20 protein-coding genes are annotated in these 24,748 nt (G+C 58.4%); 6 read left to right on the forward strand and 14 right to left on the reverse strand.

Features of this window, described 5'->3' with window-relative positions; translation table 11 throughout:
* Positions 1 to 73: 73 nt before the first annotated feature.
* The 4 genes from hydA to ygeW form a co-directional block, all read right to left on the reverse strand.
* Positions 74 to 1,498 (reverse strand): dihydropyrimidinase, encoded by a 1,425-nt coding sequence (hydA, locus tag AB5Z05_RS09380; protein WP_368151351.1) that lies wholly within the window; start codon positions 1,496 to 1,498, stop codon positions 74 to 76.
* A 114-nt stretch (positions 1,499 to 1,612) separates the two neighbouring features.
* Positions 1,613 to 2,830 carry a YgeY family selenium metabolism-linked hydrolase gene (locus tag AB5Z05_RS09385; protein WP_069528193.1) on the reverse strand — a complete coding sequence of 406 codons (1,218 nt, stop codon included), beginning with the start codon at positions 2,828 to 2,830 and terminating at the stop codon, positions 1,613 to 1,615.
* Positions 2,831 to 2,969: 139 nt separating this feature from the next.
* A complete protein-coding gene (gene dpaL, locus AB5Z05_RS09390; protein ID WP_139741921.1) occupies positions 2,970 to 4,169 on the reverse strand; it encodes a diaminopropionate ammonia-lyase in 1,200 nt (399 codons plus the stop codon).
* Positions 4,170 to 4,306: 137 nt separating this feature from the next.
* A complete protein-coding gene (ygeW, locus tag AB5Z05_RS09395; RefSeq protein ID WP_005336811.1) occupies positions 4,307 to 5,494 on the reverse strand; it encodes a knotted carbamoyltransferase YgeW in 1,188 nt (395 codons plus the stop codon).
* A gap of 611 nt (positions 5,495 to 6,105) precedes the next feature.
* On the opposite strand from ygeW, the gene AB5Z05_RS09400 reads away from it, so the two are divergent.
* Positions 6,106 to 6,699 (forward strand): hypothetical protein, encoded by a 594-nt coding sequence (locus AB5Z05_RS09400; protein ID WP_368151213.1) that lies wholly within the window; start codon positions 6,106 to 6,108, stop codon positions 6,697 to 6,699.
* A gap of 41 nt (positions 6,700 to 6,740) precedes the next feature.
* Here the strand turns inward: AB5Z05_RS09400 and AB5Z05_RS09405 are convergent, their stop codons facing one another.
* On the reverse strand, positions 6,741 to 7,745 hold the full coding sequence (locus AB5Z05_RS09405; protein ID WP_368151215.1) for a Wadjet anti-phage system protein JetD domain-containing protein: 1,005 nt from the start codon (positions 7,743 to 7,745) through the stop codon (positions 6,741 to 6,743).
* 212 nt (positions 7,746 to 7,957) lie between these two features.
* On the opposite strand from AB5Z05_RS09405, the gene AB5Z05_RS09410 reads away from it, so the two are divergent.
* Both AB5Z05_RS09410 and AB5Z05_RS09415 read left to right on the forward strand, forming a co-directional pair.
* Positions 7,958 to 9,199 carry an esterase/lipase family protein gene (locus AB5Z05_RS09410; RefSeq protein WP_368151217.1) on the forward strand — a complete coding sequence of 414 codons (1,242 nt, stop codon included), beginning with the start codon at positions 7,958 to 7,960 and terminating at the stop codon, positions 9,197 to 9,199.
* 479 nt (positions 9,200 to 9,678) lie between these two features.
* Positions 9,679 to 9,882, forward strand: coding sequence for a hypothetical protein (locus AB5Z05_RS09415; RefSeq protein ID WP_368151219.1), 204 nt, complete (start codon positions 9,679 to 9,681; stop codon positions 9,880 to 9,882).
* Between the two features lie 77 nt (positions 9,883 to 9,959).
* Here AB5Z05_RS09415 and AB5Z05_RS09420 read toward each other — a convergent pair whose 3' ends face one another.
* From AB5Z05_RS09420 to cmoM, 9 genes are all read right to left on the reverse strand, one after another.
* The gene (locus AB5Z05_RS09420) at positions 9,960 to 10,790 is read right to left on the reverse strand and encodes a hypothetical protein (RefSeq protein ID WP_368151221.1); all 831 of its coding nucleotides are present in this window, start codon (positions 10,788 to 10,790) and stop codon (positions 9,960 to 9,962) included.
* 49 nt (positions 10,791 to 10,839) lie between these two features.
* Positions 10,840 to 11,343: a peptide deformylase gene (gene def / locus AB5Z05_RS09425; RefSeq protein ID WP_236353117.1), complete on the reverse strand. Its 504-nt coding sequence runs from the start codon at positions 11,341 to 11,343 to the stop codon at positions 10,840 to 10,842.
* Positions 11,343 to 11,825: a GNAT family N-acetyltransferase gene (locus AB5Z05_RS09430; protein WP_368151224.1), complete on the reverse strand. Its 483-nt coding sequence runs from the start codon at positions 11,823 to 11,825 to the stop codon at positions 11,343 to 11,345. Before AB5Z05_RS09430 ends, def begins: the two co-directional genes overlap by 1 nt.
* 306 nt (positions 11,826 to 12,131) lie before the next feature.
* The gene (locus tag AB5Z05_RS09435) at positions 12,132 to 12,443 is read right to left on the reverse strand and encodes a putative quinol monooxygenase (protein WP_123174164.1); all 312 of its coding nucleotides are present in this window, start codon (positions 12,441 to 12,443) and stop codon (positions 12,132 to 12,134) included.
* A 139-nt stretch (positions 12,444 to 12,582) separates the two neighbouring features.
* On the reverse strand, positions 12,583 to 12,969 hold the full coding sequence (locus tag AB5Z05_RS09440) for a septal ring lytic transglycosylase RlpA family protein (RefSeq protein ID WP_164461751.1): 387 nt from the start codon (positions 12,967 to 12,969) through the stop codon (positions 12,583 to 12,585).
* 221 nt (positions 12,970 to 13,190) lie between these two features.
* Positions 13,191 to 17,618, reverse strand: coding sequence for a chromosome partition protein MukB (gene mukB / locus AB5Z05_RS09445; RefSeq protein WP_368151226.1), 4,428 nt, complete (start codon positions 17,616 to 17,618; stop codon positions 13,191 to 13,193).
* Between the two features lie 3 nt (positions 17,619 to 17,621).
* Positions 17,622 to 18,341: a chromosome partition protein MukE gene (mukE, locus tag AB5Z05_RS09450; RefSeq protein WP_005345759.1), complete on the reverse strand. Its 720-nt coding sequence runs from the start codon at positions 18,339 to 18,341 to the stop codon at positions 17,622 to 17,624.
* Positions 18,322 to 19,641, reverse strand: a complete 1,320-nt coding sequence (gene mukF, locus AB5Z05_RS09455) for a chromosome partition protein MukF (RefSeq protein ID WP_120414339.1) — start codon at positions 19,639 to 19,641, stop codon at positions 18,322 to 18,324. Before mukF ends, mukE begins: the two co-directional genes overlap by 20 nt.
* Before the next feature lie 100 nt (positions 19,642 to 19,741).
* The gene (gene cmoM, locus AB5Z05_RS09460; protein ID WP_319920503.1) at positions 19,742 to 20,518 is read right to left on the reverse strand and encodes a tRNA uridine 5-oxyacetic acid(34) methyltransferase CmoM; all 777 of its coding nucleotides are present in this window, start codon (positions 20,516 to 20,518) and stop codon (positions 19,742 to 19,744) included.
* Between the two features lie 101 nt (positions 20,519 to 20,619).
* Between cmoM and elyC the strand changes: the two genes are divergently transcribed.
* From elyC to pfkA, 3 genes are all read left to right on the forward strand, one after another.
* On the forward strand, positions 20,620 to 21,390 hold the full coding sequence (gene elyC / locus AB5Z05_RS09465; RefSeq protein ID WP_368151229.1) for an envelope biogenesis factor ElyC: 771 nt from the start codon (positions 20,620 to 20,622) through the stop codon (positions 21,388 to 21,390).
* A 135-nt stretch (positions 21,391 to 21,525) separates the two neighbouring features.
* Positions 21,526 to 22,281, forward strand: coding sequence for a triose-phosphate isomerase (tpiA, locus tag AB5Z05_RS09470; protein ID WP_179903827.1), 756 nt, complete (start codon positions 21,526 to 21,528; stop codon positions 22,279 to 22,281).
* A 149-nt stretch (positions 22,282 to 22,430) separates the two neighbouring features.
* Complete coding sequence (pfkA, locus tag AB5Z05_RS09475; RefSeq protein ID WP_005336840.1) at positions 22,431 to 23,402, forward strand: 6-phosphofructokinase; 972 nt, start codon at positions 22,431 to 22,433, stop codon at positions 23,400 to 23,402.
* The last annotated feature ends 1,346 nt before the right edge of the window (positions 23,403 to 24,748 follow it).

Below are 24,748 nucleotides of genomic sequence, written 5' to 3' on the forward strand. Positions count from 1 at the left end.
CAAGCCGGCGCAATACCGGCCCACCTTTCGTTGTTCACATAACCTTGCTGCTCTGTCTGTTTCGAACGGATTGTCAGCCAGCAACAGCGGGGCAAGGCGAGTGCAGATCAGGCGCCAACGCCGGATCAAAGGGCGCTCTGGCCAAAAAGCGGCCATGCCCCCGTTGTCCGGTAAATTCGCCGTCGCGAGCGACTATCTCGCCGCGACTGAGGGTCATCCTGATCTGGCCGGGACAATGCATCCCCTCGTAGGCGCTGTAGTCACCGTTGTCATGCAGCGCGGCGTGACGGATCTGGGTCTCGCCACAGGGATCCATCAGCACCAGATCGGCATCAGACCCCGCTTGCAAGTTGCCCTTGCACGGCCAGAGACCGAACAACTTGGCCGAATTGGCGCTGGTGAGGGCCACGAAGCGCGATGGCGAGATGCGCCCGCCCAACACCCCGTGGGCAAACAGCAGCAGCATCCGGTTCTCGACGCCCGGCAAGCCGTTGGGGCAGCGGCTGAAATCGCCGCCTGACAGGGTCATGCGCTGGGCATGGGAGAAGTTGCAGTGATCGGTCGCCACCGTGTCGATGTCGCCCGCAGCGATGCCGACCCACAGCTTGTCCTGCTCGCGGCGCGAGCGCAGCGGCGGGCTGAGCAGATAGTCGACTCCGTTCTCCCGGTAGTAGCAGGAATCATCCAAAAGCAGATATTGCGGGCAGGTCTCCACCCAGACCGGTTGGCCCTGACGGCGCGCCAGTTTCAGATACTCCAGCCCCAGTCCGTTTGAAAGGTGGACGATATAGAGCGGCGCATTGCCCGCGAGCCCCGCCAGGTTGATCATCCGGGCGATGGCCTCCGCCTCGCACTCCAGCGGGCGACTTTGCGGGTGATACCAGGGCTCATGGTGACCGGTGGCCAATAGGGCCGCCCGGCGCGCCGCGATGGCGGCATCATTCTCGGGATGGACGGTGGCAAGCGCCCCCACCTCTTTGAGGCGGGCCAAGGCACGCAGCACGTCATGGTCCCCCAGCTTGTACTGGTAGGTGAGATAGAGCTTGAAGCTGCTGATCCCCTCCTCCTGCACCATGGCGGCCATCTCATTAAGGATGGCGTCATCCACATGCTGGATCACGCCGTGAAAGCTGTAGTCGATCACCGCCTGATCGGCGGCGTAATCGTGATAGCGGGCCAGCTGGTGATGCAGATTGCACCCCGCCGGGCCAAATCCCATGTGGTCGATGATGGTGGTGGTGCCACCACAGGCGGCGGCACGGGTACCGCTGAAAAAGTCATCGCAACTGCGGGCAATCCCGACATCGATGTTGAAGTGGGTGTGGACATCGATGCCACCCGGCATCACATAGCAGCCGCTGGCATCGATCACCTCGGTTTCGCCATCGGGCTGGATATCGGCGGCACGGGCGCGGATCACCCCGTTTTCGATCAGCAGATCCTGACGATATTCACCCTGCGCATCGACCAACACACCGTTTTTGATCAGCCGTTTCATCCCCACCACCTCGAACATCACTTCAAACAGCAAAACCCCGCCTCAACACAGACGGGGCACTTGCCACTCTTGCGACAGCCGGGCGGCGATGGCAGTCACCACCCGGCAGACCCCTTACTTGTCCAGCTCGGCCAGATAGAGCATGGGGATCACGGCGTACATAGCGGCGCACTTGACCAGATGCTCTTTCCAGGTTTTCTCGTTCGGGGCGTGGGCCTCCGGCTCTTTACCCGGGCCAAAACCGATGACCGGAATACCGTGTCGACCCATGATGGAGACCCCGTTGGTAGAGAAGGTCCACTTGTCTACCACCGGCTCCTTGTTGAACAGCTCGCGATAAGCCTTGGAGAGGGTTTTGACGGTGATGTGATCCTCCTCCACCTTCCAGGTCGGGAAGTAGCACTCGGTCGGGTAAACCAGACCGGTGTAGGCCGGACGGTCGTACTGGTACATGGAGACCTCGGCACCGGCAGCTTGCACCGCAGGCAGGGCGCGGATCTCGTCGAGCGCCCCTTGCCAGGTTTCACCCCAGGTGAGGCGGCGGTCGATTGAGACGGCGCAGCTATCCGCCACGGCGCAGCGGCTTGGCGAAGTGAAGAAGATCTCGGAGACGGTCAGGGTACCCTTGCCGAGGAAGTCGTCATGACCGAGGTTGTGGCTGAGCTCCTGCAATTCGCCGAGGATCGGGCCCATCTTGAAGATGGCGTTGTCACCGCGCTCCGGCGCAGAGCCGTGGCAGCTGACCCCCTGCACCTCCACCCGGATCTCCATACGGCCACGCTGACCACGGTAGATCTGGCAGTCGGTCGGCTCGGTACTGACCACGAACTCGGGGCGGATCTTGCTCTGCTCGATGATGTACTGCCAGCAGAGGCCATCGCAATCCTCCTCCTGCACGGTACCGGTCACCAGCAGGGTGTACTGATCTTCCAGCCCGAGATCCTTGATGATCTTGCCCGCATAGACCATGGAGGCCATGCCGCCTTCTTGGTCAGATGCGCCACGACCACCGATGATCTCGTGATCTTCCATCCCCTCATAGGGGTCGAACTTCCAGTTGGCCATGTTGCCGACGCCCACGGTATCGATGTGGGCATCCATGGCGATCAGGTGCGGGCCGTGGCCGATATAGCCCAGCACGTTGCCCATGGGGTCGATCTCGACCTTGTCAAAGCCAACCTTCTCCATCTCCTGCTTGATACGCAGCACCACGCGCTCTTCATCGCAGCTCTCGCTCGGGATGGCGATCATGTCGCGCAGGAACTGACTCATCTCGGCCTTGTACTGGTAGGCCTTCTCCAACACCATTTCAAACGGAATTTGCTTGCTCATTGTGATTCTCCATAACAACTGAGAGTGCGCGGCCTGTTCATCGGCAGCGCCCTGTGCCCGTTACCGCACCCCGTTGGCGAGGTGCGATCAGTTCTCCAATTCGTGTCTCTGCTCTCGCAGGGATTACTCACAGCCGGGGTTAATCGCAGGCAGGATGTTTGCCTTCCCACACAACTTCCCGGTAGTGGGTCACATCGGTGTCCCCTTCGGTGTTGATGATCAGCACCACGGAGTCGCGACTTAGCCCGAGACGTTCCATCAGCGCCTCGCGATCCGGGTGGTGACGCACCGCCGCCAACACGCCGGTGCCGACCGAGCCGGATTCGCCGGAGATGATGCGCGGATCATTGCCAAGAGGGTTGCCGAGCACTCTCATCCCCAGCGCCGACACCTTGTCGTGGCAGGAGATGAACTGGGTGGTGCAGCTTCTGAGCAGTGGCCAGCCAAGGGGGTTGGGTTCGCCGCAGGCGAGACCGGCCATGATGGTGCGCATATCGCCACCCACGTTGACCATCTCCCCCGCCACGCCGGAGCGGTAGATGCAGTCGGCCTGATCCGGCTCGACCACGATACTGTGCAGGTTTTTCGCCCCGAAGCAGTCCACCAGATAACCGAGCACCCCGCCCGCCAGCGCCCCGACCCCGGCCTGCAGCAGCACGTGGGTCGGCTGCTTGATGCCCATATCCTGCATCTGCTCGACCGCTTCGTCGGCCAGAGTGGAGTAACCCTGCATGATCCAGGTCGGGATCTTGGTGTAGCCCTCCCAGGCGGTGTCCTGCACTATGTGCCAACCGCGCTCTTCGGCCATCTTCATGGTCAGGCGCACGGTGTCGTCGTAGTTCATGTCGGTGACGATGCACTCGGCACCGAGGTTGAGGATGTGGTCAACCCGCTCCTGGGCGGAGCCCTTGGGCATATAGACCACCGCATGCTGGCCCACCTGCTTGGCGGCCCAGGCAACTCCACGACCGTGGTTGCCATCTGTGGTGGTGGCAAAGGTCATCGGCTCCTTGATGGTGCGTTTGATGAGATCGAAGGAGAAATCCTCGATGGCCACCCCGTACTTTTCACAGAGCAGGTTGGCGATGGCATAAACGCCACCCAGCATCTTGAAGGCATTGAGGCCAAAGCGCTTTGACTCGTCCTTGACCAATATATTTTTCACCCCGATATAGGCGGCCAGATCTTTCAGGTCGCACAATGGGGTCGGCTCATAACCGGCCAGTTTTTTATGAAAAGCGCGAGCCTTTTGTGCTTCGGCGCGAGAAAACAGCGGAGATGGCTCGGCGGTAAAAAAGCGGTTATCGGCAATATCCATCTTCAGCGAAAATTGGGACATGCTTACCTCACTAGGCGTTACCTGACAAAGAGCTGCCTCGCCGGGAGATCCGTTATTCAGATACCACGGGGAGAAAACTCGAAATAATGGATTCGACAGCGTGGGCAGGATGAATATTCACCCTGCCCTTCTGCTATTTATTTCACCCGCTTTTGCGCCTCTTTAATCAGATTTTCCAGGGTTTCTGCCGGGGCGGAGAATTTACGGGCCATGATCATGGCGGCGATAATATAGGGCTTCCAGCTCGCCTCTTTGTAAGTGGCGATACGGTATTTCTCGAATACCCCTTCGGTTACTTCGCCCTCTTTGCAGGAGACGCCGGAAATATCAGCCGGCAGGCAGTGCATATAGAGCGCCTCGCCCCCCTTGGTGAGCTTCATCATCTCCTCGGTGCAGTGCCAATCCTTGTGCTTGGCGTTCTGCTCAAGGCAGTGTTTCTCCAGCTCCTTGAGGCCGGCGTGGTCATTGGCACGCAGCAACTCGGTGCGCTGCTCCATCACCTTGTAGGGGGCCCAGGACTTGGGATAGACGATATCGGCATCCTTGAACGCCTCTTCCATGGAGGTGACCTGACGGAAGCTGCCGCCGGAGGCCTTGGCATTCTCTTTGGCCACTTCGATCACGTCCGGGATCAGGTCATACCCTTCCGGATGGGCCAGGGTCACGTCCATACCGAAACGGGTCATCAGGCCGATGATGCCCTGGGGCACGGAGAGCGGCTTGCCGTAGCTCGGGGAGTAGGCCCAGGTCATGGCAATCTTTTTGCCCTTGAGGCTCTCCAGGCTGCCAAAGTGCTCCTGCAACCAGGCCAGATCAGCCATCGACTGGGTCGGGTGATCAATGTCGCACTGCAGGTTGACCAGCGCCGGACGCTGGGGCAGCACTCCCTTCTCGAACCCTTCATCCAGTGCGGCGCCCACTTCGCGCATATAGGCGTTACCGGCACCGAGGAACATGTCGTCACGGATGCCGATGGCATCGGCGCAGAAGGAAATCATGTTGGCGGTTTCACGGACGGTCTCACCGTGGGCGATCTGGGATTTGCCCTCGTCCAGATCCTGCTGGGCCAGACCGAGCAGATTCAGGGCAGAGGCGTAAGAGAAGCGGGTTCGGGTGGAGTTATCGCGGAAAACCGAGATACCGAGCCCGCTGTTAAACAATTTGGTGCAGATATTTTCGGCGCGCAGGGTCTTGAGGGATTCGGCCAGTTTCAATACCAGCTCCAGCTCCTGAGGTGTTTGCTCCCAGGTCAGCAGAAAATCTTTTTCATGCAGGTTGGATTTGAGTGCTCTGATCTCTTTGATTAATTCGTTAACTGCTTTCATCGTTCGCCCCAATCATTGGATGAGATATGGATAGCTCCCCTTTCACTCACGATGTCACCAGCATCCCGGTTGTGGGTGAGCGCGTCGGTTAGCGTCGATATGAGGCAATCAATAACCGTGCCAAACCAATAAAATGCAGGCAGATATTAATAAATGGCGAGAGTGTGTGATGCCACCCACAAAATCAGCGGCTATTTAAGCGGTTTATTCAATAAAAAGGTGAGCGGATCAGCCAGGCCATAAAATAGCCGAGTGATAATAATCAGAGGCGATATCTCGGCATCGGTGAGAATTATCATCAAAGGTCCGTTTCAAGGGCTGAAATGATATCAGCGGGGCTGTCGTTATCATTATGATAATGCCCGCAGCACCTTGCTCTTTTGTTACGACCTCTTCTGCAGAAATGTCACTGCCATCTCGCATCCCTTGCACTCCCCGCCCGTATCGCCTCTCACCTTATCTTCCGGCCACATCGCTGGGCGCGGTTGGCCCAAGGTGCTAACGTGAATACGCCAGCTGCGCATCTGTATCGGATGCTCAGGATAGGCCGACGTTCACTGCCGCAAATGCGCGGATGAACCTGCATGACTTACATCTTTGAGGGATTATCTATGTCCAGGAATGCTGCTCTGCTCATCACCCTGACCCTGCTCGGTATCACCCCTGCCCACGCCATCAGTGCCAAATATGCCGAGCAGCTGGAGCGATCCGGCTGCACCCAGGTCACCGAGGCGCAGGGCTGTGACATTCACAAAACCAAAGCGGAAAATGCCAAGGCGGGATTTGGCGCGGCCGCCCCTGCGGCGGAGGGCGGTCTGAATCTGAGCTATGAGCAGAAGCTGGAGCGCTCGGGCTGCACTCAGGTGAGCGAGCTTAATGGCTGCGATATCAACAAAACCAAGGCTGAGAACGCGGCTGCCAGTGTTGGCAATGCTCCGGCCGCGGCAACCAGCGGCAGCCCCTATGCGGGCAACTGGATCGCCACCTTCCCCCAAACCGGCGCCACCGTGGCCAATATCCGCATCGATGGCAAGGATCAGGTGTGGGTCAACGACAAGAAGGTCAATGCCAAGAAATCCGATGGCGCGCTGGTGTTCAAGGATGGCATGGTCATCTACACCATTCAGGGGGATCGCCGCATCAAGGGTGAAGATGGCTGGGTCGATAATGATGCCGGCACCAAGGGGCCCATCAACGCCAAGTAAACAGCTGACCACGAAATGACGGGGAGCGCGGGCTCCCCGTTTCACCCCTGATTGCCCATCGCGTCCAATGACCAGCTCCGCCAATGAGGGGCCAGAATCAATACCTCCTGCTCCAGCCAAGTCCCGTCTGTGATCAGTTTCTCAAGCCAGGGAACGTCTGCCGACGAGCCACGATCATCGATCTGATCAGCCTGCTTCGTCACACGCCAGGGCACCTTGCCACTGTCCGTCGCAAAGGTGCGTACCGGACGGGCATAGTGATCCAGATAAGGTTGCAGCTCACAGGGAAGCCAGAGCATGGCCGGTCGATTTAGCTCGCGCGCCAGCTCGATGGCAATATCGATACCCCGTTGATCGAGATCGCCAAAATGTGCCCACTGCACGCCCGCAGGCAGCAGCGGGATCAGCTGTTTGGCCAGGGAGGTATTGCGACCAGGGGCAAAGAGCAGCAGTTGCCCGGGTTGCAGCGGGTAGTCGACAAAGGCCCCCTTGTTCTCCACCGTAATGACCCGCTCCCCCTGCCAGCCGATGGCCGCCAGCGCGCCCAGAGTCCGCTCCGGCAACGCCAACTCTCCCAACAACGCCATCATTGCCGTCATAGCGTGCTGCTGACCCTGCAGATCGACCAGCGAGAGCGGTTCGAGGGTACGGATGCGGATCACCTCATCCTGCGTGAGCGACAATTCCGCAAGCTGTGGCGCGGCAAGGGATGCTGATCGCGGATGCTTGCTGTCCCCATGCCAGAGGGCATAAAAGCAGGCCTGATTGAGCCGCACAGGCAAACTCACTCCCAGACATTGCAGCAGCTCCCCCTTGTCCGGTTCGGGGGGCGCAGCCCGTGCCAGTTGTCCGGTCAGATAAGTCCGCCCCGCGTCGGTCAATATATGACGGGAACTGCGCCCAACTGACTCGACTCCGCCCACCGCCTGCAGCAACTCCTTCAACTCGCGGCCATGCCGACTCTCAAGGGAGCAGCCCTTTCCGTTCTGGCTATCGAGCAACCGTGCACACAAATCCTGTACCCGCATCTCATCAAACAGCGACATCCTCACCTCTCCATGTAGCTTCATATGACGAAGTAGAGGTGATTTTCCCTGTCATTACCGTGACCGGCTTCGCAAGCGGTTCTTATCAACCCCGCCATGCATGGCCCGTTACTGGTAAACCCGCCACAAAGAGCGCAAGCTGGTTTGATATAGAGATACGCTGCTCTCTTCGCGGCACGACAACGCGATACCCGCTTTCACAAGGGCTTGCCATGACCGACGCCACAGACCCATCGCCATCCTCTTCTTGGTATCTTTCGGATATCCGCGAGCTGGCGCACCTGCTGACTCTGGCGCTGCCCGCCACGGTAGAGATCACCGAAGCGGTACATCAGGCGGTACTGAGCGGTATGGGGTTCAAGGGACGGGATGAGGGAAAAACAGCCGGGATCACCGGGCTGGTCTACAAGGGGGTTCACGGCGCGGCCAATACCCTCGGCAGCGGCATAAACGGGTTGCTGACCCGGCTGCCGCCGACCCCGCCACTCCACCATATTCCCGAGACGCCCAAACGTGCGGCCCTGATCGCCACGCTCAACGGCGTGTTGGGGGACAAGCTGGTCGAACACCACAATGCTCTCGCCACCCCCATGACCCTGCGCTATCAGGGCAAGCCCCTCGATTGGCAGGCGATGCCGGAGGATCTACCCCGCGAGGGACGGGTGCTGCTGATGATCCATGGCCTCTGCATGAACGATCTGCAGTGGCAGACCGAGCACCAAGGCAAGCCGGTCAATCACGGGGAGCAACTTGCCAACGCGCTTGGCTATCAGCCTCTTTACCTGCGCTACAACTCGGGCCTGCCCATCGCACAAAACGGGCAGCAACTTGCCCTGTTGCTGGAGCAACTGTTCGCCCACTGGCCGGGAGAGCTCAAAGAGATAACGATAATTGGCTACAGCATGGGCGGACTGGTTGCCCGCAGCGCCTGCCACCATGCCAGCCAGGCCGGGCTCACCTGGCCTGTGCACCTTGCCAATATGATCTTTATTGGCACGCCACACCACGGCGCGCCGCTCGAACACGCCGGACACTGGCTGGAGCAGTTGCTGCCCGCCACCGCATACAGCGAACCCTTCGTCAGGCTGGCCCGGCTGCGCAGTGCAGGCATCAAGGATTTACGCCACGGCAAGGTGATCGATGCCGTTGCCCCACCCGACCCCGCAGTCCCCTCACAGGACCCACGCGCGCCACTCCCCTTGCCCTGTGGCGTCAACTGCTATGCCATCGCCGCGACCACTGCTACCAAGCGCAGCCTGCTGGCCGACCGGCTGATTGGCGATGGACTGGTACCGCTACGCAGCGCCCTCGGCCAGCACAGCGAGGTGCGCCATCAGCTGGCCTTTCTGCCCGCCCATACCCTGATTGTCTATCGCACCAGCCATATGGCCCTGCTCGGCAGCCCGCAGGTAAGCCAGCAACTGCTGCGTTGGCTCAGCCCCTTGCAGTTATAGCGAGCTGGCTATTAAAGCAACAGAGTGCTGGTTCACAAAGGAGCCCTGTGGCACTCTGGGAGGTCAAAGGGAAGACCCACACTGACACCTCATGTGTCCCCACTGCAAAGGAGCGCCACCGATGGCCAAAGCAAGCAAGAAAGAGATCAAGAAGAAGATCGCCGCTCGTCTTGAGAAAATTGCCAAGCATGAAGGCAAGATCAAGAAGCTGAAGAAGGCCCTGAAGTAGGGCCCATCGCATAAGAAAAACCGCCAATAGGCGGTTGTTTCATCCCCCTTTCGCCCCTTTACCATCGTTTTGATACCAATGGCCTTGATGTAAACGCCTCAAGCGCACCTCAGCAGAACAACCCGACTGAAGCCACGCACGTTCTCATCGCTGATATTTGGTCTAACAGCGCCAATCGGGCGCCGCGCGCGCCCATGCCAGCAACTACCTTCAACGGAGTGTTTGATATGAGCCAGCAGTGGAGCGCCATATGTACTCTTACACCCTCACCTTCAAGGAAGATGTCGATCGCCTGACCGCCCCCGAGCAGGAGGTCTCCTTGCAAAGCCCTGCCCAGGCGGGCGATTTTATTATCCTCTCCGACGGCAGCCGCCATCAGGTGATGTTTGTCACCCACCGCGCCCACTACAGCAGCCTCTATCTCGATAAAGGGGTCAGGGTGCCGCAAAGCTAGCGAATCATCTGTCAGTTAGCGAAAGCAAAAGAGCGGCACCTGGCCGCTCCTTGCTCTCTTTTTATGTGGGTTTGCTGTCACAGCACCTTGATCACAGGTTGGTGCACTATCTCGGCGTAGTTTTTATAGACCACCAACTCACCTGGTGGCACGCCTCGCTCACCCAATACGGTGACAACGCACTCGTAGCGATAGGGGCCGCTCGTGAAGAGATAGGTATGATTGCCCCCCGTCCCCTCCACCCTGACGGTGCCATTTTTCAGCACCAGATCCGGCTTGTCGGCGAGCGTCTTGCCTTTGGCCCAGGAGGCGTAGCGATAGTGGCCATCGTCCAGCTCGTCGATGCGGATGGTAAATTTCTCGGTCTGCCACATCAGCTCGGGGCTCTTGTACTCCCGCACACTGGGATGCAGACCGCTCTTCTGCCTGGCGATAAGCTCGGCTTTCAATTTGGCTGCCAGCGCCGTCTGATGATTGATACCGATCACCTTGCCATCAAAATCCATCCAGACCTCGCCACTGCCCAGCATGATGCCGCGCCAGCCCATGGTCTGCCAATCCTGCCCGACCCGGGAGGTAGCGATGCTTTTTAATATGGCGTCATCAAATACCTCGTCGAAACGGGTCAGCATCTCCGACGCGTTTTTAATGGCGGGAATGGGATACTCCTGCTTGAAGGGGTATTTCATTTGATTGGCAAGGGCCTGATGATCCCGGGCTTCCGCCGCATCGACCAACTGCTGCACAAAGGGGCGATATTCGGCCGGCAACTGCTCTTCGTCGGCTGATACGGGGAGTGCTACCCACAATGTTCCCAGCAACAGCAGAGCCTTCAGCCCATAACGTCCCCGCACCTCATTGCTATTGCGGCCAAACAGTGCCCTGACATTCCATCTTGCCACTTTCATTCTGCCTGCTCTCCACATAACTAAAACGGCCAGCCACTATCTGCAAACATTAGCTGGCGGACTTCAGAGATTTTTTAACGCGTTTGAGTGCCATCTGCCGCTTGAGCGGTGACAGGTAATCAATGAACAGGTTGCCATCCAGATGATCAATTTCATGCTGCATGACAATGGCCAAAAAATCGCTGCTCTCGATGGTGATCGGATTGCCTTTTCGATCCAGTGCAGATACCACCACCGAGCTGTAACGCTCGACATCCGCGTAATAATCCGGCACGGAGAGACATCCCTCTTGTCCAAGTACCTTGTCAGTACCGCTTATCAGTTGTGGATTAATCAAAACCAGCGGCTGATCCCTGCTCTCGGACAAGTCGATAATAACGACGGCCTCTTTACGCCCGACTTGAGTAGCGGCCAAACCAATCCCGTTTTCCGTCGCATACAGGGTCTCCAGCATGTCATCGATCAGCCCCTGTACGGCAGCAATATCCTCAACTCGCTCGGCCTTGAGCCTCAATTTGGGGTCGGGAGCCGTCAAAATATTCAAAATTGCCATCACAACTCTCCATTAACCACTTTTTTCAATCCGAGGTCACAGCCCAACGGCCGGGACATGGAGACAAACGCCTGATCCTCTTCGACCACGTTGTAACCAAGGCGTTGATAAAACCGTATCGCCCTATGGTTCTCTGTGAAGCTGGACAAGGTGACCCGGCATTTGCCCTCACGCTCAGCCTCCTGATGAAGCCGTTCCATCACGGCAGCGCCAAGCTGCCGCCCCTGATACTGAGGGAAAATGATCAGCAGATGGACATGCTGGGCATCCTCATATGGCTTGCTACATAACAAACCAATGCGTTCTCCCCCATGCAAGATCCACGAAAACCATTGCGGCAGATAGGAGCTGGCTAGCCGTTCACGTTGAAATTGGTCATCCCAGCCAAAGAGCGACTCAACATAGGGAAAAGTCCCCTGTTTCACGGCAGTAAAGACCAGCTCAAATTCACTTTGCGGTACATCTACAAGCTCAATACCCATTCTCGTCCTCCCTGCCCACCTCATATCAACGCGCTGATGGTCAGCACCATCGTTTGGTATGCCTTCCTGCGATAGCAGGTTATACCACTACCACTGAACTTGAGCCCAAATTAAATTCTCATTTGGATATCTTATCCGTTAACAGGAAGATGAAAACATCTTGGATATAAACAGGAGAGAGTAATTAAAAATCAGCGGATTAGTAGATGCAGGCTGGCAAAAGACTGGCATGATAACTTGCTTGAAACGCATCTTATCTCGCACTTGAGATATGAATAAAAAATCGGGCCCCCTGGCCCGAATGGATTAAGAGTAGCTGACCTCATCCAGGAAAATAAGCTGCAGTGGCTCTGCAAGCAGAGACTCAGCCTGAGCGGCAAAGGCCTGAAAATAGTCAGTCTGACAATGGTTATCCAACGCGGCTTGGCTGACGAATGCCTCACGCATGTAAAAGGTGCCTGGCTCATCCCGCAATTCAAACAGCACATAGTCCAAGTTACCCGGTTCGTGCCGAGTAGGCTCAATAAGCTTGATCAACTCCCGGCGCAGCTGCTCCCTCATACCGGCTCTAGCTTTAAGCACTGCGATGGACACCAGTTTCTCTTCATTCATCTTCATCTGCTCCGTTATAAGATCAATCATTCAAGTATTTCGATTGGGTGTACCTCTTGGATACGGAGCAGTGTAAGAGGGCAGACTTGCAGGATATAGCCATTCAGAACGGACTCTCTGTTCACGCCACTGAACAAGTGGACTGCTAGAGCACCTCTATTTTTACTTTGATAATCCCATCGCGAATATTGCCGATGGTGCTAAAAGCCGATTTGGAGAGATCAATAATGCGCCCACTTTTAAAGGCGCCGCGGTCATTGACCTTGACCACTACACTCTTGCCATTGGCGAGGTTGGTCACCCGCACCATGGAGCCAAAGGGCAATTCCATATGGGCGGCGCTATTGCGGTTGTTGCGATAGAGCTCGCCGCTGGCGGTCTTTTTACCGTGATAACGGTCGGCATAATAGCTGGCGTAACCGGTCTCGCTATAGCCGCGCCAGCTGCCGCCGTGGCTCTCGTCATAACGGCTGCTACAGGCCACCAGCAGCAGGCAAAGAGATAACAGCAGCCCTTTCTGGATATGTTGCACCTTTCCCCTCTCCTCTCTTCTTCTTTCCACTCTGCGCTATTTTTGCATCTTCGATGCGGCCGGTGGCACTGGCGGCATGTTCGCAAGCAACTTCTCGCCTTATTGTCAGGCCGCAGCGACGGTGCGGCTACTTTGCCATATCTTCCATGTAAAAAGGGAGGCAAATGCCTCCCTTTAACCTATTTACCGGTCATCCCGTATCGGGATGGGCCAGAGACCTCTCAGGCAATCAGCTTATCATCGCTAAAGCCGAAGCCACGTAGGCCCACCACATGCACGTGTTCGTGCTTGCCCTGCACCTTGCGGATGAGCTTGTAGGTGGTGCCCTTCTCGGGGCTGATGTTCTCGGGCGCCGCGATAAGCAGCTGCATATCCTGACGCTCGCACAGCTCGAACAGGGTGGCGATGGATTTGCCATCCAGACGGGCCGCTTCGTCGAGGAACAACAGACGGCACGGGGCGATATCCTTGCCGCGCAGACGGCGGGACTCCTCCTCCCAGCTGATCAGCACCATCAGCAGGATGGCCTGACCGGTACCGATCGCCTCACCGGTGGAGAGCGCACCGCTCTCGGCCCGCAGCCAGCCGTCGGCCCCGCGCTGAACCTCGATCTCCAGCTCCAGATAGTTGCGATAGTCGAGCAGCACATCGCCCATCACCTGATAGCTGCGATCCCCCTGCTCGATCTGCGGGTTCAGGCGCTGGAACAGCTTGGCCATCGCCTCGGAGAAACTGAGCTCCTTGTCGGCGAACAGATCGTTGTGCATGGCGGTTTGGTCGGCCAGCGCCGTCAGCAGACGGGTGTGAGCCTCGCGGATATTGACGTTGAGGCGCACCCCGCGCACCAGACCGAAGGCGATGTTCTGCAAACCCTGGTTGAGCACCCGGATGCGATTCTGCTCGCGGCGGATGATGTTGGTGATCTTGGCCGCCACCTCGTGGGAGGAGAGCGACAGATGGGTTTCCCGCTGCTTGAGCTCGTCAGCCAGACGGGCCAGCTCGATCTCCATCTCCTCGATCGCCTCGACCGGATCATCGGAGCGGATGATGTCGTTGCGGATGCGATCCTTGAGGTAGCGGTAGACCTGCACGTAGAAGGCCACTTTCTGCTCGGTGCTGCGATTGCCCTCGGAGAGACGCAGCGCATCGCGCAGGGCCTCGTCGTGCGCCACCGCCACCCGCAGGGCGCCGAGGGCCTTGTCCGACATGGAGCGCAGCTCGTCGCTGTCAAGATACGCCAGCTCGCGCTTGTTGAGGCGCTTCTCGACGTCGGTCTCCCGCGCCAGGCGCACCACCCGCGACCAGCTCGCCTTGTGGCCCACCAGGGATTTACGGGCGCTGAAGTAATCCTTGCCTTCCAGCTTGAGACGACCACCGAGGGATTCGATCTCGCGCTTGGTGACCTGCAGTTGTGCCTCGGCGCTGGTGCGACGGGAACGGGTGCGGATCAGCAGCTCTTCAATCTCTTTCTTGTGGGCGCGCGCCTTCTCTTCCATATCGTCAGAGAGGGTCAGCCCCATGGCCGCCAGCTCCTGCTCGAACTCGGTCAGGGTCTGGCGCTTGGCCTCGACGCTGGAGTTGAGCGCGGTACGCAGTTGCAACGCCTCGGTGTGACGCTGGGCAATCTGCTTGTGCTGCTCGCCGGCAGTGCGGGCAGCCAGCTCGGCCGCCTTGAGCTTTTCTTTGAGCCGCTCGCTCATCTCGGACGCCTTGCCCAGCAGGTCTTGCGCATCCTGATAGGCAAAGTGCGGCAGGCGGGCCACCAGCTGATCGAGAGCGTAGCAACGGCGCTTCTGCTCGGCCAGCAGGTCGCTCACCTCATCATAGGCAGCCTGCAGCGCGGCCAGATCCTGCGGATCCTGACGCAGCACCTGCACCATGGTTTCCAGTTTTTCCAGCGATTTCCCGTGTTTGGCGATAAAGGCTTCGGCCTGCTTCAGCGCTTCCACATCGGCGTGTGCCGCCTCGAGGCGAGCCGCCAAATCGGCTTCGGCAAACAGGTGGGCAAACGGCAGCATCCCCTGCACCAGCTGGATATGGCGGGTCAACTGGGCGGCCGCAGCTTTGGCTTCAGCCAGCTGCTTGTCGCACTCACCGATGGCCCCTTGCAGCGCGCGCAGTTCGGCCTGCTTGGCCTGCACTTCGGCTTCGGGGTCGGGGCGGAAGGCGATATCCAGATGCTGGCCGATAAAGTCGCGGAAGTGACCGTAGAGACGGTGGTACTTCTGCTGCTCGAAGGCGGCCTTGGCGTAACCCTCGATGAGACCTTCGCGCTCAAGGTCGAGCTGCTCGATCCGTTTTTCCCGGGCGGCGCGACCAAACAGCGGCAGCTCGGGGTAGCGGGAGAAACGCACCTGACGCTTGCTGGTGCGCACCAGCACGGCGTCCCCCAGCTCGTCCGCTTCCACCAGATCCTCGTCAAAGGAGTCGGGGTTGCCCTGAATCAGGTAGATATCCTCCGGGCAATCTTCCAGCTTTTTCAGCCGCTCGATGGCGCCCTCAAGGTCGAGCACCACCAGAGCGCTGCGAGCCGGGCCGTAGAGCGCGGAGTAGTAAGGGGCATCGTCGATGGAGATGTCGTCATAAACATCGGAGAGCAGCACGCCCCCCACCTGCTCGGCGATACGGGCAAGACGGGGATCCGCCTCGCCTGCCCCCAGTTGCAGGTTGCGAATTTGCAGCTCCAGCGCCTGTTTCTGCGCCGCAATGCGGTTGCTCTCCTGCTCGAACTCGCGCTCCTTGTCGAGCACAGTCTGCATACCGGCCGAAAGCTCTTCGGCGGTGGCGAGCGGCAAACCGCTCTGCTCGCGCAGCTGCTCGAGTTTTTCAAAGGATTTCAGCCAGCGCGGCGCCAACTTGGTCAGCTCCGCAATATCACGGCCCAGCTGGGTGCCTTGATGCTCGAGGCTGGCGCGGCGCTGGTTCACCTCCGCCTGCTGCTCGGAGAGCTCCTCCTGACGAGTGCGCTGGGCTTCTAGGAAGATCTCCAGCTCATCGCTGCTGGCGATAAGCTGGCCAGAGGCCTGCTGCAGCTCGTCACGCAGCTTGAAGAGGCTCTTCTGGCTTTCGCTCTCTTTCTCGAGGCGAGCCAGCGCTGCACGCAGCCCCTGCCCCTGCGCGATGCGCGCCTTGTCTTCGATGTGACGCTTGAGCAGCGCCTGCGCGGTGGGCCAGGCGGCCTCGCGCACTGTTTCGGGGGCGATGCTGAGCAGCAGCGCCAACGCCGCTTCATGCTCGGCCACCGCCGCCTTGGCCAGCGCCAATTGCTGCTCGGCCCCCAGCACCCGGCTGGTGAGACTCTGCTCGGCTGCGCGGAACTGGTGCAGGGTGTCGCTCGCCTGCTCGGCGGTCAGCCCCGGCAGCTCGCACTGCTCGCGGGCAGCATCGAGGGCCTGCACCGCCTGACGGTACTGGATGGCGCGGGTCTGCTGAATATCGAGCGCCTGCTGGTAATCGGCCAGCTGGGTCTTGAGGCTGTCGACTTCTGCCTGCGCCAACTCCTTGCGCTCTTCCACTTCCAGCAGCTGGCCGTGGATCTCCTCCACCACCGCTTGCTGCTGCTCGAGTTTGTCAGAGAGATCCGCCAGATCGGCGCGGTACATCTCGATCTTCTTCTGCAAGCTGACTGCGGCCATCACCTTGGCCAGATGCTCGGAGGCAGACTCCAGCTCGTCGGTCAGCAATTTTTCGCGGTTGGTGAGCTGCTCCACCTCGTCGGCCAGATAGATGGCGCGCTGTTTCTCTTCGGCCAGAATACGGCGCTTGTCGGCCAGCTCCTGGCGCGCCTTGAGGGCCAGCTCGGAGAGGCGGCTCTTCTCGGCGGCATTGCGCACATAGTCAGCGGCCACATAGTGGGTGGTCTCGGTGATCAGGTTCTTGAACAGATCCCGCTGACCCTGGGTCTCCTTGATGGCCTCCAGCGTGCGGCGGTTTTCATAGATGGCCGCCTCCATGTCTGCAAACGCCTTGCGCACCCCGGAGTTCTCCGGCAGCAGGTATTCACGCAGAGAACGGCTGATGGACGAGGAGATACCGCCGTAGAGGGAGGCCTCGATCAGGCGGTAGAACTTGCCGCGATCTTTTTGATCACGCAGCTTCTTCGGGGTGATGCCGAACTCGAACATGAAGTTGTGATAGTCGGTCACCGTATTGAATTTGGCGACTTTCAGCGCCCCCAGCTCGGCGGCCGCCCCTTTCAGATCGGTAAAGGCGCGCACCCGCCCCTTGCCGCCATCGAGCTTCTCCAGCAGCAGATCGGTCGGTGCCAGATTATCCGGCACATCCACCAGCGCAAACGGGGTGATGTTGACCTTGTTGTCGCGGTTGGCCACCTGCTCGAGGTGCACGCCGACCCAGATCCGCTGTTCGCGGCTGTTCATCACTTCCAGCAGGGAATAGCAGTGGCCGCGCTGCAGCTTGCCGTAGAGCCCTTTGTCACGGGAGGCGCTGCTCGATCCTGCTTCCGTGGTGTTGCGGAAATGGAGCAGTGACTGGTCGGGGATGAGCGCTGCGATAAAGGCCGCCATGGTGGTGGACTTGCCCGCGCCGTTGCCGCCAGAAAGGGTAGTGACCAGCTGGTCAAGATCGAAGGTCCGGGCAAAGAAGCCGTTCCAGTTGACCATGGTCAGGGATTTGAACTTGCCTCGCACCGGTTATACCTCCAGATCCAGTTGTTCTTCATCGAGATCCGCCTCGATGTCATCAAAGAGCGAGTCGCTGCTCGGCATTTCGTCGTCGTGGAAGATGGCTTCACCCTCCTGGATCATCCGCAGTTGAACGGCACGCGGATCTTCATCGGAGCGCACATCGGCGGCGAAACGGAACACCGATTCGTTGACCCGGAATTTATCTCCGTTGCCAAGGGCGGTGATCATGCCAAGGCGGCGCAGACGGCGCATGGAGGTGCGGATCTTTTCGAGCAGCTTCTTCTTGTCGAGATCGGTACCGCCAGAGCGGCTGTTGACCATCCGCAGCAGTTGCTTCTCATCGGCGAGGCTCAGCACCTCCTCCTGCAGCTCGGCCATGGCGAATACCCCTTCGGAAGCCAGACGATCCGGGCTCAGGTAGAGGTAGCAGAGCACCTTGCCCACCAGCATATCGAGCTCGGAGAGCACTGTGGTGCCGATGTCGGAGCTCGGACGCGGGCGCAGGTAAAAGAAGCCTTCCGGCGCCTTGATCAGCTCCACCTGATAGCGGCCGTAGAAGATCTCCAGCTCGCTGTGATATTCGACCAGCGCCGAATGCTGCTCGAACTCGTCGGCACTGATGTGGCGACCGGAGCGCAAGGCGGTGTCGATGCGCGGAAACAAGGGGTTGGCAATCGCCTCTGCAAGCCGCAGCGGCAAGGGAAACTCAGTATTGATCAATGACATAGGCCTGAACCTTGGATCCAGCTTGGTTAATGGGTTTCCATGCGGGTTGGCGATGCAGTTCGCGCTCGCCGCTGGCATGGCCCAGGCGCACGGCCTGGTCGATCAGAAGACGCGCCACATCGAAGTGGGCATGAGCCGGGTAGTCCAGCAGGTATTCCCGCAGCACATCGGCCAAGTCCAGCTGCTGCCCCTGCTCGGGGTAGCGGGCCAGATAGCGCTCGATGCGCTCGGCCAGCTCCTGGTTGATGTCCACCATCTCGACGTACTCCATCTCGAGGGGCACCTCGCCGGTCACCTCCTCGTCGTGGATGGCGATGGTTTCGTCGCGCAGCTCCAGCAGACGGGGCTCTTCGGCCACCCGCAACTGCCAGTTGTGCTGCTCGAAGTTGCGGATAGACTCGCGCAGCCGCTGGCTGAAGGCGCGGTTCTTGTCCATGTCGATGGCGTTGCGGATAAATTTGTGGACGTGCCTGTCGTAGCGGGACCAGAGCTCGATGCACTGCTGACCCCAGCTGGTGATGACGTCGAGCCGCCCTTGCAAGGCGTGGGTGAGCTCCTCTACGTGGAACAGATCGTCGCGCCCCTGCGCCGCCTCCTGAATGTTGAGCAGCCCCGCCTGCAAGCGGTGGCCAGCAGCGTCCAGGGTATCCTGCAGCTCGCGCAGGGTCTGGCCGGTCTCGTGCAGCAGCTTTTCGCAGCTGTGAATGGCATCGACCCAGTTCTGGGTCAGCAGGGCCGCGATTTCGCTTTTGACCTGATTCTGCTGCTCATCCATGGCGCGCTGGGTGAGATCGATCCGCCCCAAGGTCTCTTCCAGCGAGAAGGTGAGGCGCGGCAGCACCTCGGCATCCCACTGCTCGCGGGTGTTGGTCTCGAGCGCCGCCTTGCGGGCGGTATCGAGCTCGGCAGCCAGGTGTTCGAGCAGAATGGAGAGCTTGATGGAGTCAACCTGACGCTGATCCATAAAGAAGTCGACGATGCTCACACCCAGGCGTGACAGGCGGTAGAGGCTCTCCCCCGCCACCATGTCGGTGTTGAAACGCGACAGCAGCTGCTGGCGAATGAGATCGTTGATGGCGTTGTTGGCGCGACCGGTGAGGGTCTCGTCCATCTGGCCGAAGGCGCTGCTGACATAGCCGAAGGCATCGTGCAGAGCTGCTTCCGACAGGTCCGACTCATCTTCGGACAGGGTCTTGATTGCAATCAGAAAGGCCAGCCGGTCGGTTGGCAGGCTCAACGCCAACCCCTCCTGCCTGACCCATCCCACCATTTCGGGCAGGGTACGGGATGTACTCATCATGATGTTGTCATCTCGTTGTTGTATTGGGCGCAAAATCGTGCGCGCGGCTACATCCGGTAGCATCGAAAACATGGTTCACATCGACGTGAACCGCGAGCAATCAGCTGGCCGGCTTCTGGGCCATCACATGGATATAGCGACCGAGGGAGACAAAAGGCTCCTGACGGCAATATTGCTGCTCCATGGCCAGCAGATCGTCGAACTTCTCCACCTGATCCTGCTTGTGACGCATATAGTCGTGGATCACCCGCACCCCGGTCTTGCCGATGATGCGCAGCCCCCCGCGACCAATCCAGTCATAGACCTGCTCCGGCAGCTGGGGATTGGTGGGCGTAAGCGCAGTCTGGCGCTTCTTGCGAAGGCCAAGGCGCACATAGTCAAAATTGCCCACCACCAGGCTCTGGAACAGCAAGCCATGACGGTTGTAAAAAAGCAGCGACAGTATGCCCCCGGCATTGACGAAAGGGAACAGACCCAGCAAGGTCTGGCGCGGCTCGGCGAGCCACTCCAGCACCGCATGGCAGAGCACCAGATCAAAGGTACCGGTCACGTGTTGCTTCAGATCCTGAATGGGGCAATGGATGAGACGAATTTTGTCTTCCAGCCCCTTCTCGGCGATCTGGCTGCGGGCCAGTTCCAGCATTTCTGCTGATAGATCGCACAGCTCCACCAGATGGCCCATGGCCGCCAGCTTCTGGGCAAAATAGCCGAAACCGCCCCCCGCATCGAGGATGCGCAGCGGTCGATTGCCAAGGCGGGCCAGGCAGGCTTCGATGTCGCTCCAGACAATGGTGGTGCGGATGCGCCCCTTGGTGGAGTCGTAAATGTTGCGGGCGAACTTGTCGGCGCGCCCGTCAAAACTCTGATCGTGCTTCAAGGAGAAACTCAACATTAGCGCCACAGGGTTGTGGCCATCCCAAAAAAGAGAGGTATTCTGTCACATCCCGAATTTGCTGAAAACTCAAGGAAGTGTCTGCCGTGTTTGTGCTCAAAAAGTGGCTTGGTCAGCTGTTGATGCCGCTCCCCTTCTCCCTCTCCCTGCTGCTGCTCGCCCTGCTGCTGCTCTGGTTCACCCGTTTTCAGAAAACCGGCAAGCTGCTGGCCACCCTCTCGCTGCTCATTGTGGCGCTGATGGGGATGCGGCCGGTGAGCTATGAACTGGCCCGCGGGCTGGAGCAGACCTACCCGCCATTCGAGGTGAGCCAGCATCCCAACATCGAGGCCATCGTGGTGCTCGGCAATGGTCATGTCAGCGACCCGGCGGTGCCGATGCGCAGTTGGCAGAACAATATCGCCCTGGCCCGCACCCTCGAAGGGGTTCGCCTCGCCCAGGCCTATCCGGACGCCGAGCTGGTGTTCTCCGGCTATGTGTCGGGGGATACCCTCTCCAATGCCGAGGTCAATGCCCGGATGGCAGAGAGCCTCGGCATTCCCCGTTCGCGGATGACGTTGTTTGAAAACAACAAAGACACTCATGATGAAGCGGTCAGTATCAGCCGCCATCTGAAAGGAAAAGAGGTGGCGCTGGTCAGTTCGGCCACTCATTTGCCACGTGCCATAGCCCTCTATCAGGGTCAGGGACTCAAGGCCGTGCCGGCCCCCACCGATTACACCGCCAAGCAGAGCCAGGTACCCCAGCCGCTCTACAGTTATTTACCCAAAGGGCGTTATTTGATGTATTCCGAAGCTGCCATCCACGAATGGATTGGGGTATGGTGGGCTCGCTTGCGGGGGCAGGTTAACGAATGAGCGATCAAGCGTTTCATTCCTGATTTGGATCAGGAAAGCGAAAAAAAATTACGTCATTTGCCGCCGGGTCAGCTATCTTGGGCTCGGTTCAATTCATATAATGTCGCGCAATCAAATGCCTAGGAGATATACAAGATGAGACAGCACCTGGTAATGGGTAACTGGAAACTGAACGGCACCAAGGCTTCTGTAGAAGCTCTGATCAAAGGACTGACCCCGGCTGCTGCCGCTCATCCTTCTGTGCAAGTCGCCGTCTGCCCGCCGGTTATCTTTTTGGGTCTGGTTGAGCAACTGACCGCTGGCAGCAAGATTGCCTACGGTGCCCAGAACGCTGACGTTCACGAGTCTGGTGCCTTCACCGGCGAAAACGCCCCCTCCATGCTGAAAGCCTTTGGTTGCACCTACTCTCTGGTCGGCCACAGCGAGCGTCGTACCCTGCACGCAGAGACCGACGACGTGGTTGCTGCCAAGTACGAAGCCATCCAGAAAGGCGGCCTGGTGCCGGTTCTGTGCATCGGTGAAACTCTGGAGCAGTTCGAAGCCGGCGTGACCAAGAACGTGGTTGAGACCCAGCTGAAAGCTGTTATCGACCGTTGCGGCATCGCCTCCTTCAACAACGCCGTTATCGCTTACGAGCCGGTATGGGCCATCGGTACTGGCAAGACTGCCACTCCGGAGATCGCTCAGTCCGTTCACGCTCACATCCGTCAGTACCTGGCCGGTTTTGATGGCGCCGTTGCTGCCAAAGTACAGATCCTGTACGGCGGTTCCGTCACTGGCGCCACTGCAGCCGACCTGTTCGGTCAGCCGGACATCGACGGTGGCCTGGTCGGTGGTGCGTCCCTGAAAGTGGATGACTTCTCCCAGATCATCGCTGGCGCAGCCAAGTAATCGCTGATTACGGCAAAGAGAGGGGCTCGTCCCCTCTCTTGTATCGCTTTTCCTATGGTGGCCCCCGCATCCCATATGAAAGCCGATATAGTAAAAGTGGCTTGTCTATTTAAACATTCGTATTTGACAACTCAGATCCAGAGGCACTCATGACCAAACAAATCAAACGTATTGGTGTTTTGACCAGTGGTGGCGACGCACCCGGTATGAACGCAGCCATTCGCGCCGTGGTTCGCGCCGGTTTGCATCATGGCCTGGAAGTTTACGGTATTTATGATGGCTACCTCGGCCTGCACCAGGATCGCATCGTCAAGCTGGAGCGTCACAGCGTTTCCGACGTGGTGAACCGTGGTGGTACTTTCCTCGGCTCCGCCCGTTTCCCTGCTTTCAAAGACCCCGCAGTGCGCGCCGAAGCGATCGAAAACCTGAAAAAACACGGTATCGATGCGCTGGTCGTCATCGGTGGTGACGGCTCCTACATGGGTGCCAAGAAGCTGACCGAAGAGGGTTTCCCCTGCATCGGCCTGCCGGGCACTATCGACAACGACATCGCCGGTACCGACTTCACCATCGGTTTTGATACTGCTCTGAACGTGGTGGTTGACGCCATCGACCGTCTGCGCGACACCTGCAGCTCCCACCACCGTATCTCCGTGGTCGAGATCATGGGCCGCCACTGTGGCGATCTGGCCATGTCCGCCGCCGTTGCCGGTGGTGCCGAATATGTGATCGTACCGGAAGTGGCTTTCGACAAAGAGAAGCTGCTCAAGCAGATCAAGGAAGGCGAAGCCAAAGGCAAGAAGCACGCCATCATCACCATCTGCGAGCACGTTACCGACGTGAACGCGCTGGCCAAGGACATCGAAGCCCTGACCGGTCGTGAAACCCGCGCCACCATCCTGGGTCATATCCAGCGTGGCGGTGCCCCGACTGCCCGTGACCGCATCATGTCCAGCCGTATGGGGGCTTACGCCGTTGAGCAGCTGCTGGCTGGTCACGGTGGTCGCTGCGTCGGTATCCAGCGCAACGAGCTGGTCCACCACGACATCATCGACTGCATCGAGAATATGAAGCGTCCGTTCGATCAGGAGCTTTACAACCTCTCCACCACCCTGTTCTAAGCCTCGCGGCTTTTTACCGGCTGTTGATGACAAAAACCCTCCATCGGAGGGTTTTTTAATATCTTGCAAAAACGGGGGCATCGGCACGCTGTGTGGCCCTCACCATACGGGTTGCCTGATTTCCAACCCTTGCGCCATCTGACTGATCACCAGCCTTCCCCTCCTCACAGCAACCGGCTTCAGCCTACGAACAGAGTTCCGGTATTGTCGTGGATGTTTTATCACTGCGAACCGGATTGCGTTGACCTGTGCTCTGTCGCCCCTGAAACCAGTTTGTTCAGCCTCCTCGTCATACGCCGCTTTTTATATCTCAATCTTGTAGAAGGGACGCAGATATCTTACCCAACCATGCTCCGGCGCAGCTCTCGTATTGCACTCACATGACTCACGCAGATGCACCGGCTACGCAAATCGCTACTCGCGCCCAGCCCAGCCCAGCCCAGCCCAGCCAGAGAATACGCCTCTGGCCTATTGCCCACCTCACTCTTGCTGCGGCCATGTCTATTCCGAGGCCAACGGGGAAATTGGCGGTGATAAAACAGCCAGCTGCTACTCTGTATCCCCCCGATGCACGGCTCTCCTCCCTATGCCCCCAGTGTTTTGCTGTAAAAATGCGGAGACTCTGGACTGATAAAGTGATGGTGCGACAAGGGTTGGCAACCAGACTCTCTCCATAGACTTCTTTTGGATGGGCTATCTACGTCAGGAATCGTCAAACTATGGTCTTGCACACTTTTTATGGCCTCAATGACACTATTACAAGGGTGAAAACTTATAAAATGCCACTTGAGCTCCATACAAAGCCCATCACCAAACCAACCAGCAGCTCAACAACCAATTGAATTTAAATGAAATAATCATGAAGGCAGAATCTTGAATGCCTGACATACCAGAGTAGGTGATAAAATCAGCTCAATATGACAAAAATAGCCATCTCAACTAACCACACACACAAAGAAGCTATTTTATCAATTTACACCTTGTTTTACCCCCTTGTTATGGTATCTTGACTACATCAACCAACAACTTAGGGAGAGAAAAATGAAAGAGTTTGTCGTTACTGCCGTTTTCACGGTGTTTTTCACCCTGGTTGCTGTCTCTCTGCCCTCACTGTCACAGTTCTGAGCCGGATAGAGAGGCATCAATCCGGACCGACCCTCTTTGCCATGTCTGTTTAATCGCCACCAACTGGCGCTTTTCAGTAATAATGCCGAGATGGTCAACATAGATATGATTTCATCACGTTGACGCTGTTTTTTTTCGCCACAAGGGTGTAACCAGGATGGTTTAACCACACTCTGTTTGGATGGAATAGAACCAGCAGCAGATCATATCCGAGGGGAGCA

Source organism: Aeromonas sp. R2-4, assembly GCF_040908365.1.
GTDB classification, from domain to species: domain Bacteria; phylum Pseudomonadota; class Gammaproteobacteria; order Enterobacterales; family Aeromonadaceae; genus Aeromonas; species Aeromonas veronii.

What these genes read in the sequence shown, in the direction of transcription:
- hydA (WP_368151351.1), bottom strand. Translation starts at nt 1,498, where the DNA reads ATGAAACGGCTGATCAAAAACGGTGTGTTGGTCGATGCGCAGGGTGAA.
- AB5Z05_RS09385 (WP_069528193.1), bottom strand. Translation starts at nt 2,830, where the DNA reads ATGAGCAAGCAAATTCCGTTTGAAATGGTGTTGGAGAAGGCCTACCAG.
- dpaL (WP_139741921.1), bottom strand. Translation starts at nt 4,169, where the DNA reads ATGTCCCAATTTTCGCTGAAGATGGATATTGCCGATAACCGCTTTTTT.
- ygeW (WP_005336811.1), bottom strand. Translation starts at nt 5,494, where the DNA reads ATGAAAGCAGTTAACGAATTAATCAAAGAGATCAGAGCACTCAAATCC.
- AB5Z05_RS09400 (WP_368151213.1), top strand. Translation starts at nt 6,106, where the DNA reads ATGTCCAGGAATGCTGCTCTGCTCATCACCCTGACCCTGCTCGGTATC.
- AB5Z05_RS09405 (WP_368151215.1), bottom strand. Translation starts at nt 7,745, where the DNA reads ATGTCGCTGTTTGATGAGATGCGGGTACAGGATTTGTGTGCACGGTTG.
- AB5Z05_RS09410 (WP_368151217.1), top strand. Translation starts at nt 7,958, where the DNA reads ATGACCGACGCCACAGACCCATCGCCATCCTCTTCTTGGTATCTTTCG.
- AB5Z05_RS09415 (WP_368151219.1), top strand. Translation starts at nt 9,679, where the DNA reads ATGTACTCTTACACCCTCACCTTCAAGGAAGATGTCGATCGCCTGACC.
- AB5Z05_RS09420 (WP_368151221.1), bottom strand. Translation starts at nt 10,790, where the DNA reads ATGAAAGTGGCAAGATGGAATGTCAGGGCACTGTTTGGCCGCAATAGC.
- def (WP_236353117.1), bottom strand. Translation starts at nt 11,343, where the DNA reads ATGGCAATTTTGAATATTTTGACGGCTCCCGACCCCAAATTGAGGCTC.
- AB5Z05_RS09430 (WP_368151224.1), bottom strand. Translation starts at nt 11,825, where the DNA reads ATGGGTATTGAGCTTGTAGATGTACCGCAAAGTGAATTTGAGCTGGTC.
- AB5Z05_RS09435 (WP_123174164.1), bottom strand. Translation starts at nt 12,443, where the DNA reads ATGAAGATGAATGAAGAGAAACTGGTGTCCATCGCAGTGCTTAAAGCT.
- mukE (WP_005345759.1), bottom strand. Translation starts at nt 18,341, where the DNA reads ATGTCATTGATCAATACTGAGTTTCCCTTGCCGCTGCGGCTTGCAGAG.
- mukF (WP_120414339.1), bottom strand. Translation starts at nt 19,641, where the DNA reads ATGATGAGTACATCCCGTACCCTGCCCGAAATGGTGGGATGGGTCAGG.
- tpiA (WP_179903827.1), top strand. Translation starts at nt 21,526, where the DNA reads ATGAGACAGCACCTGGTAATGGGTAACTGGAAACTGAACGGCACCAAG.
- pfkA (WP_005336840.1), top strand. Translation starts at nt 22,431, where the DNA reads ATGACCAAACAAATCAAACGTATTGGTGTTTTGACCAGTGGTGGCGAC.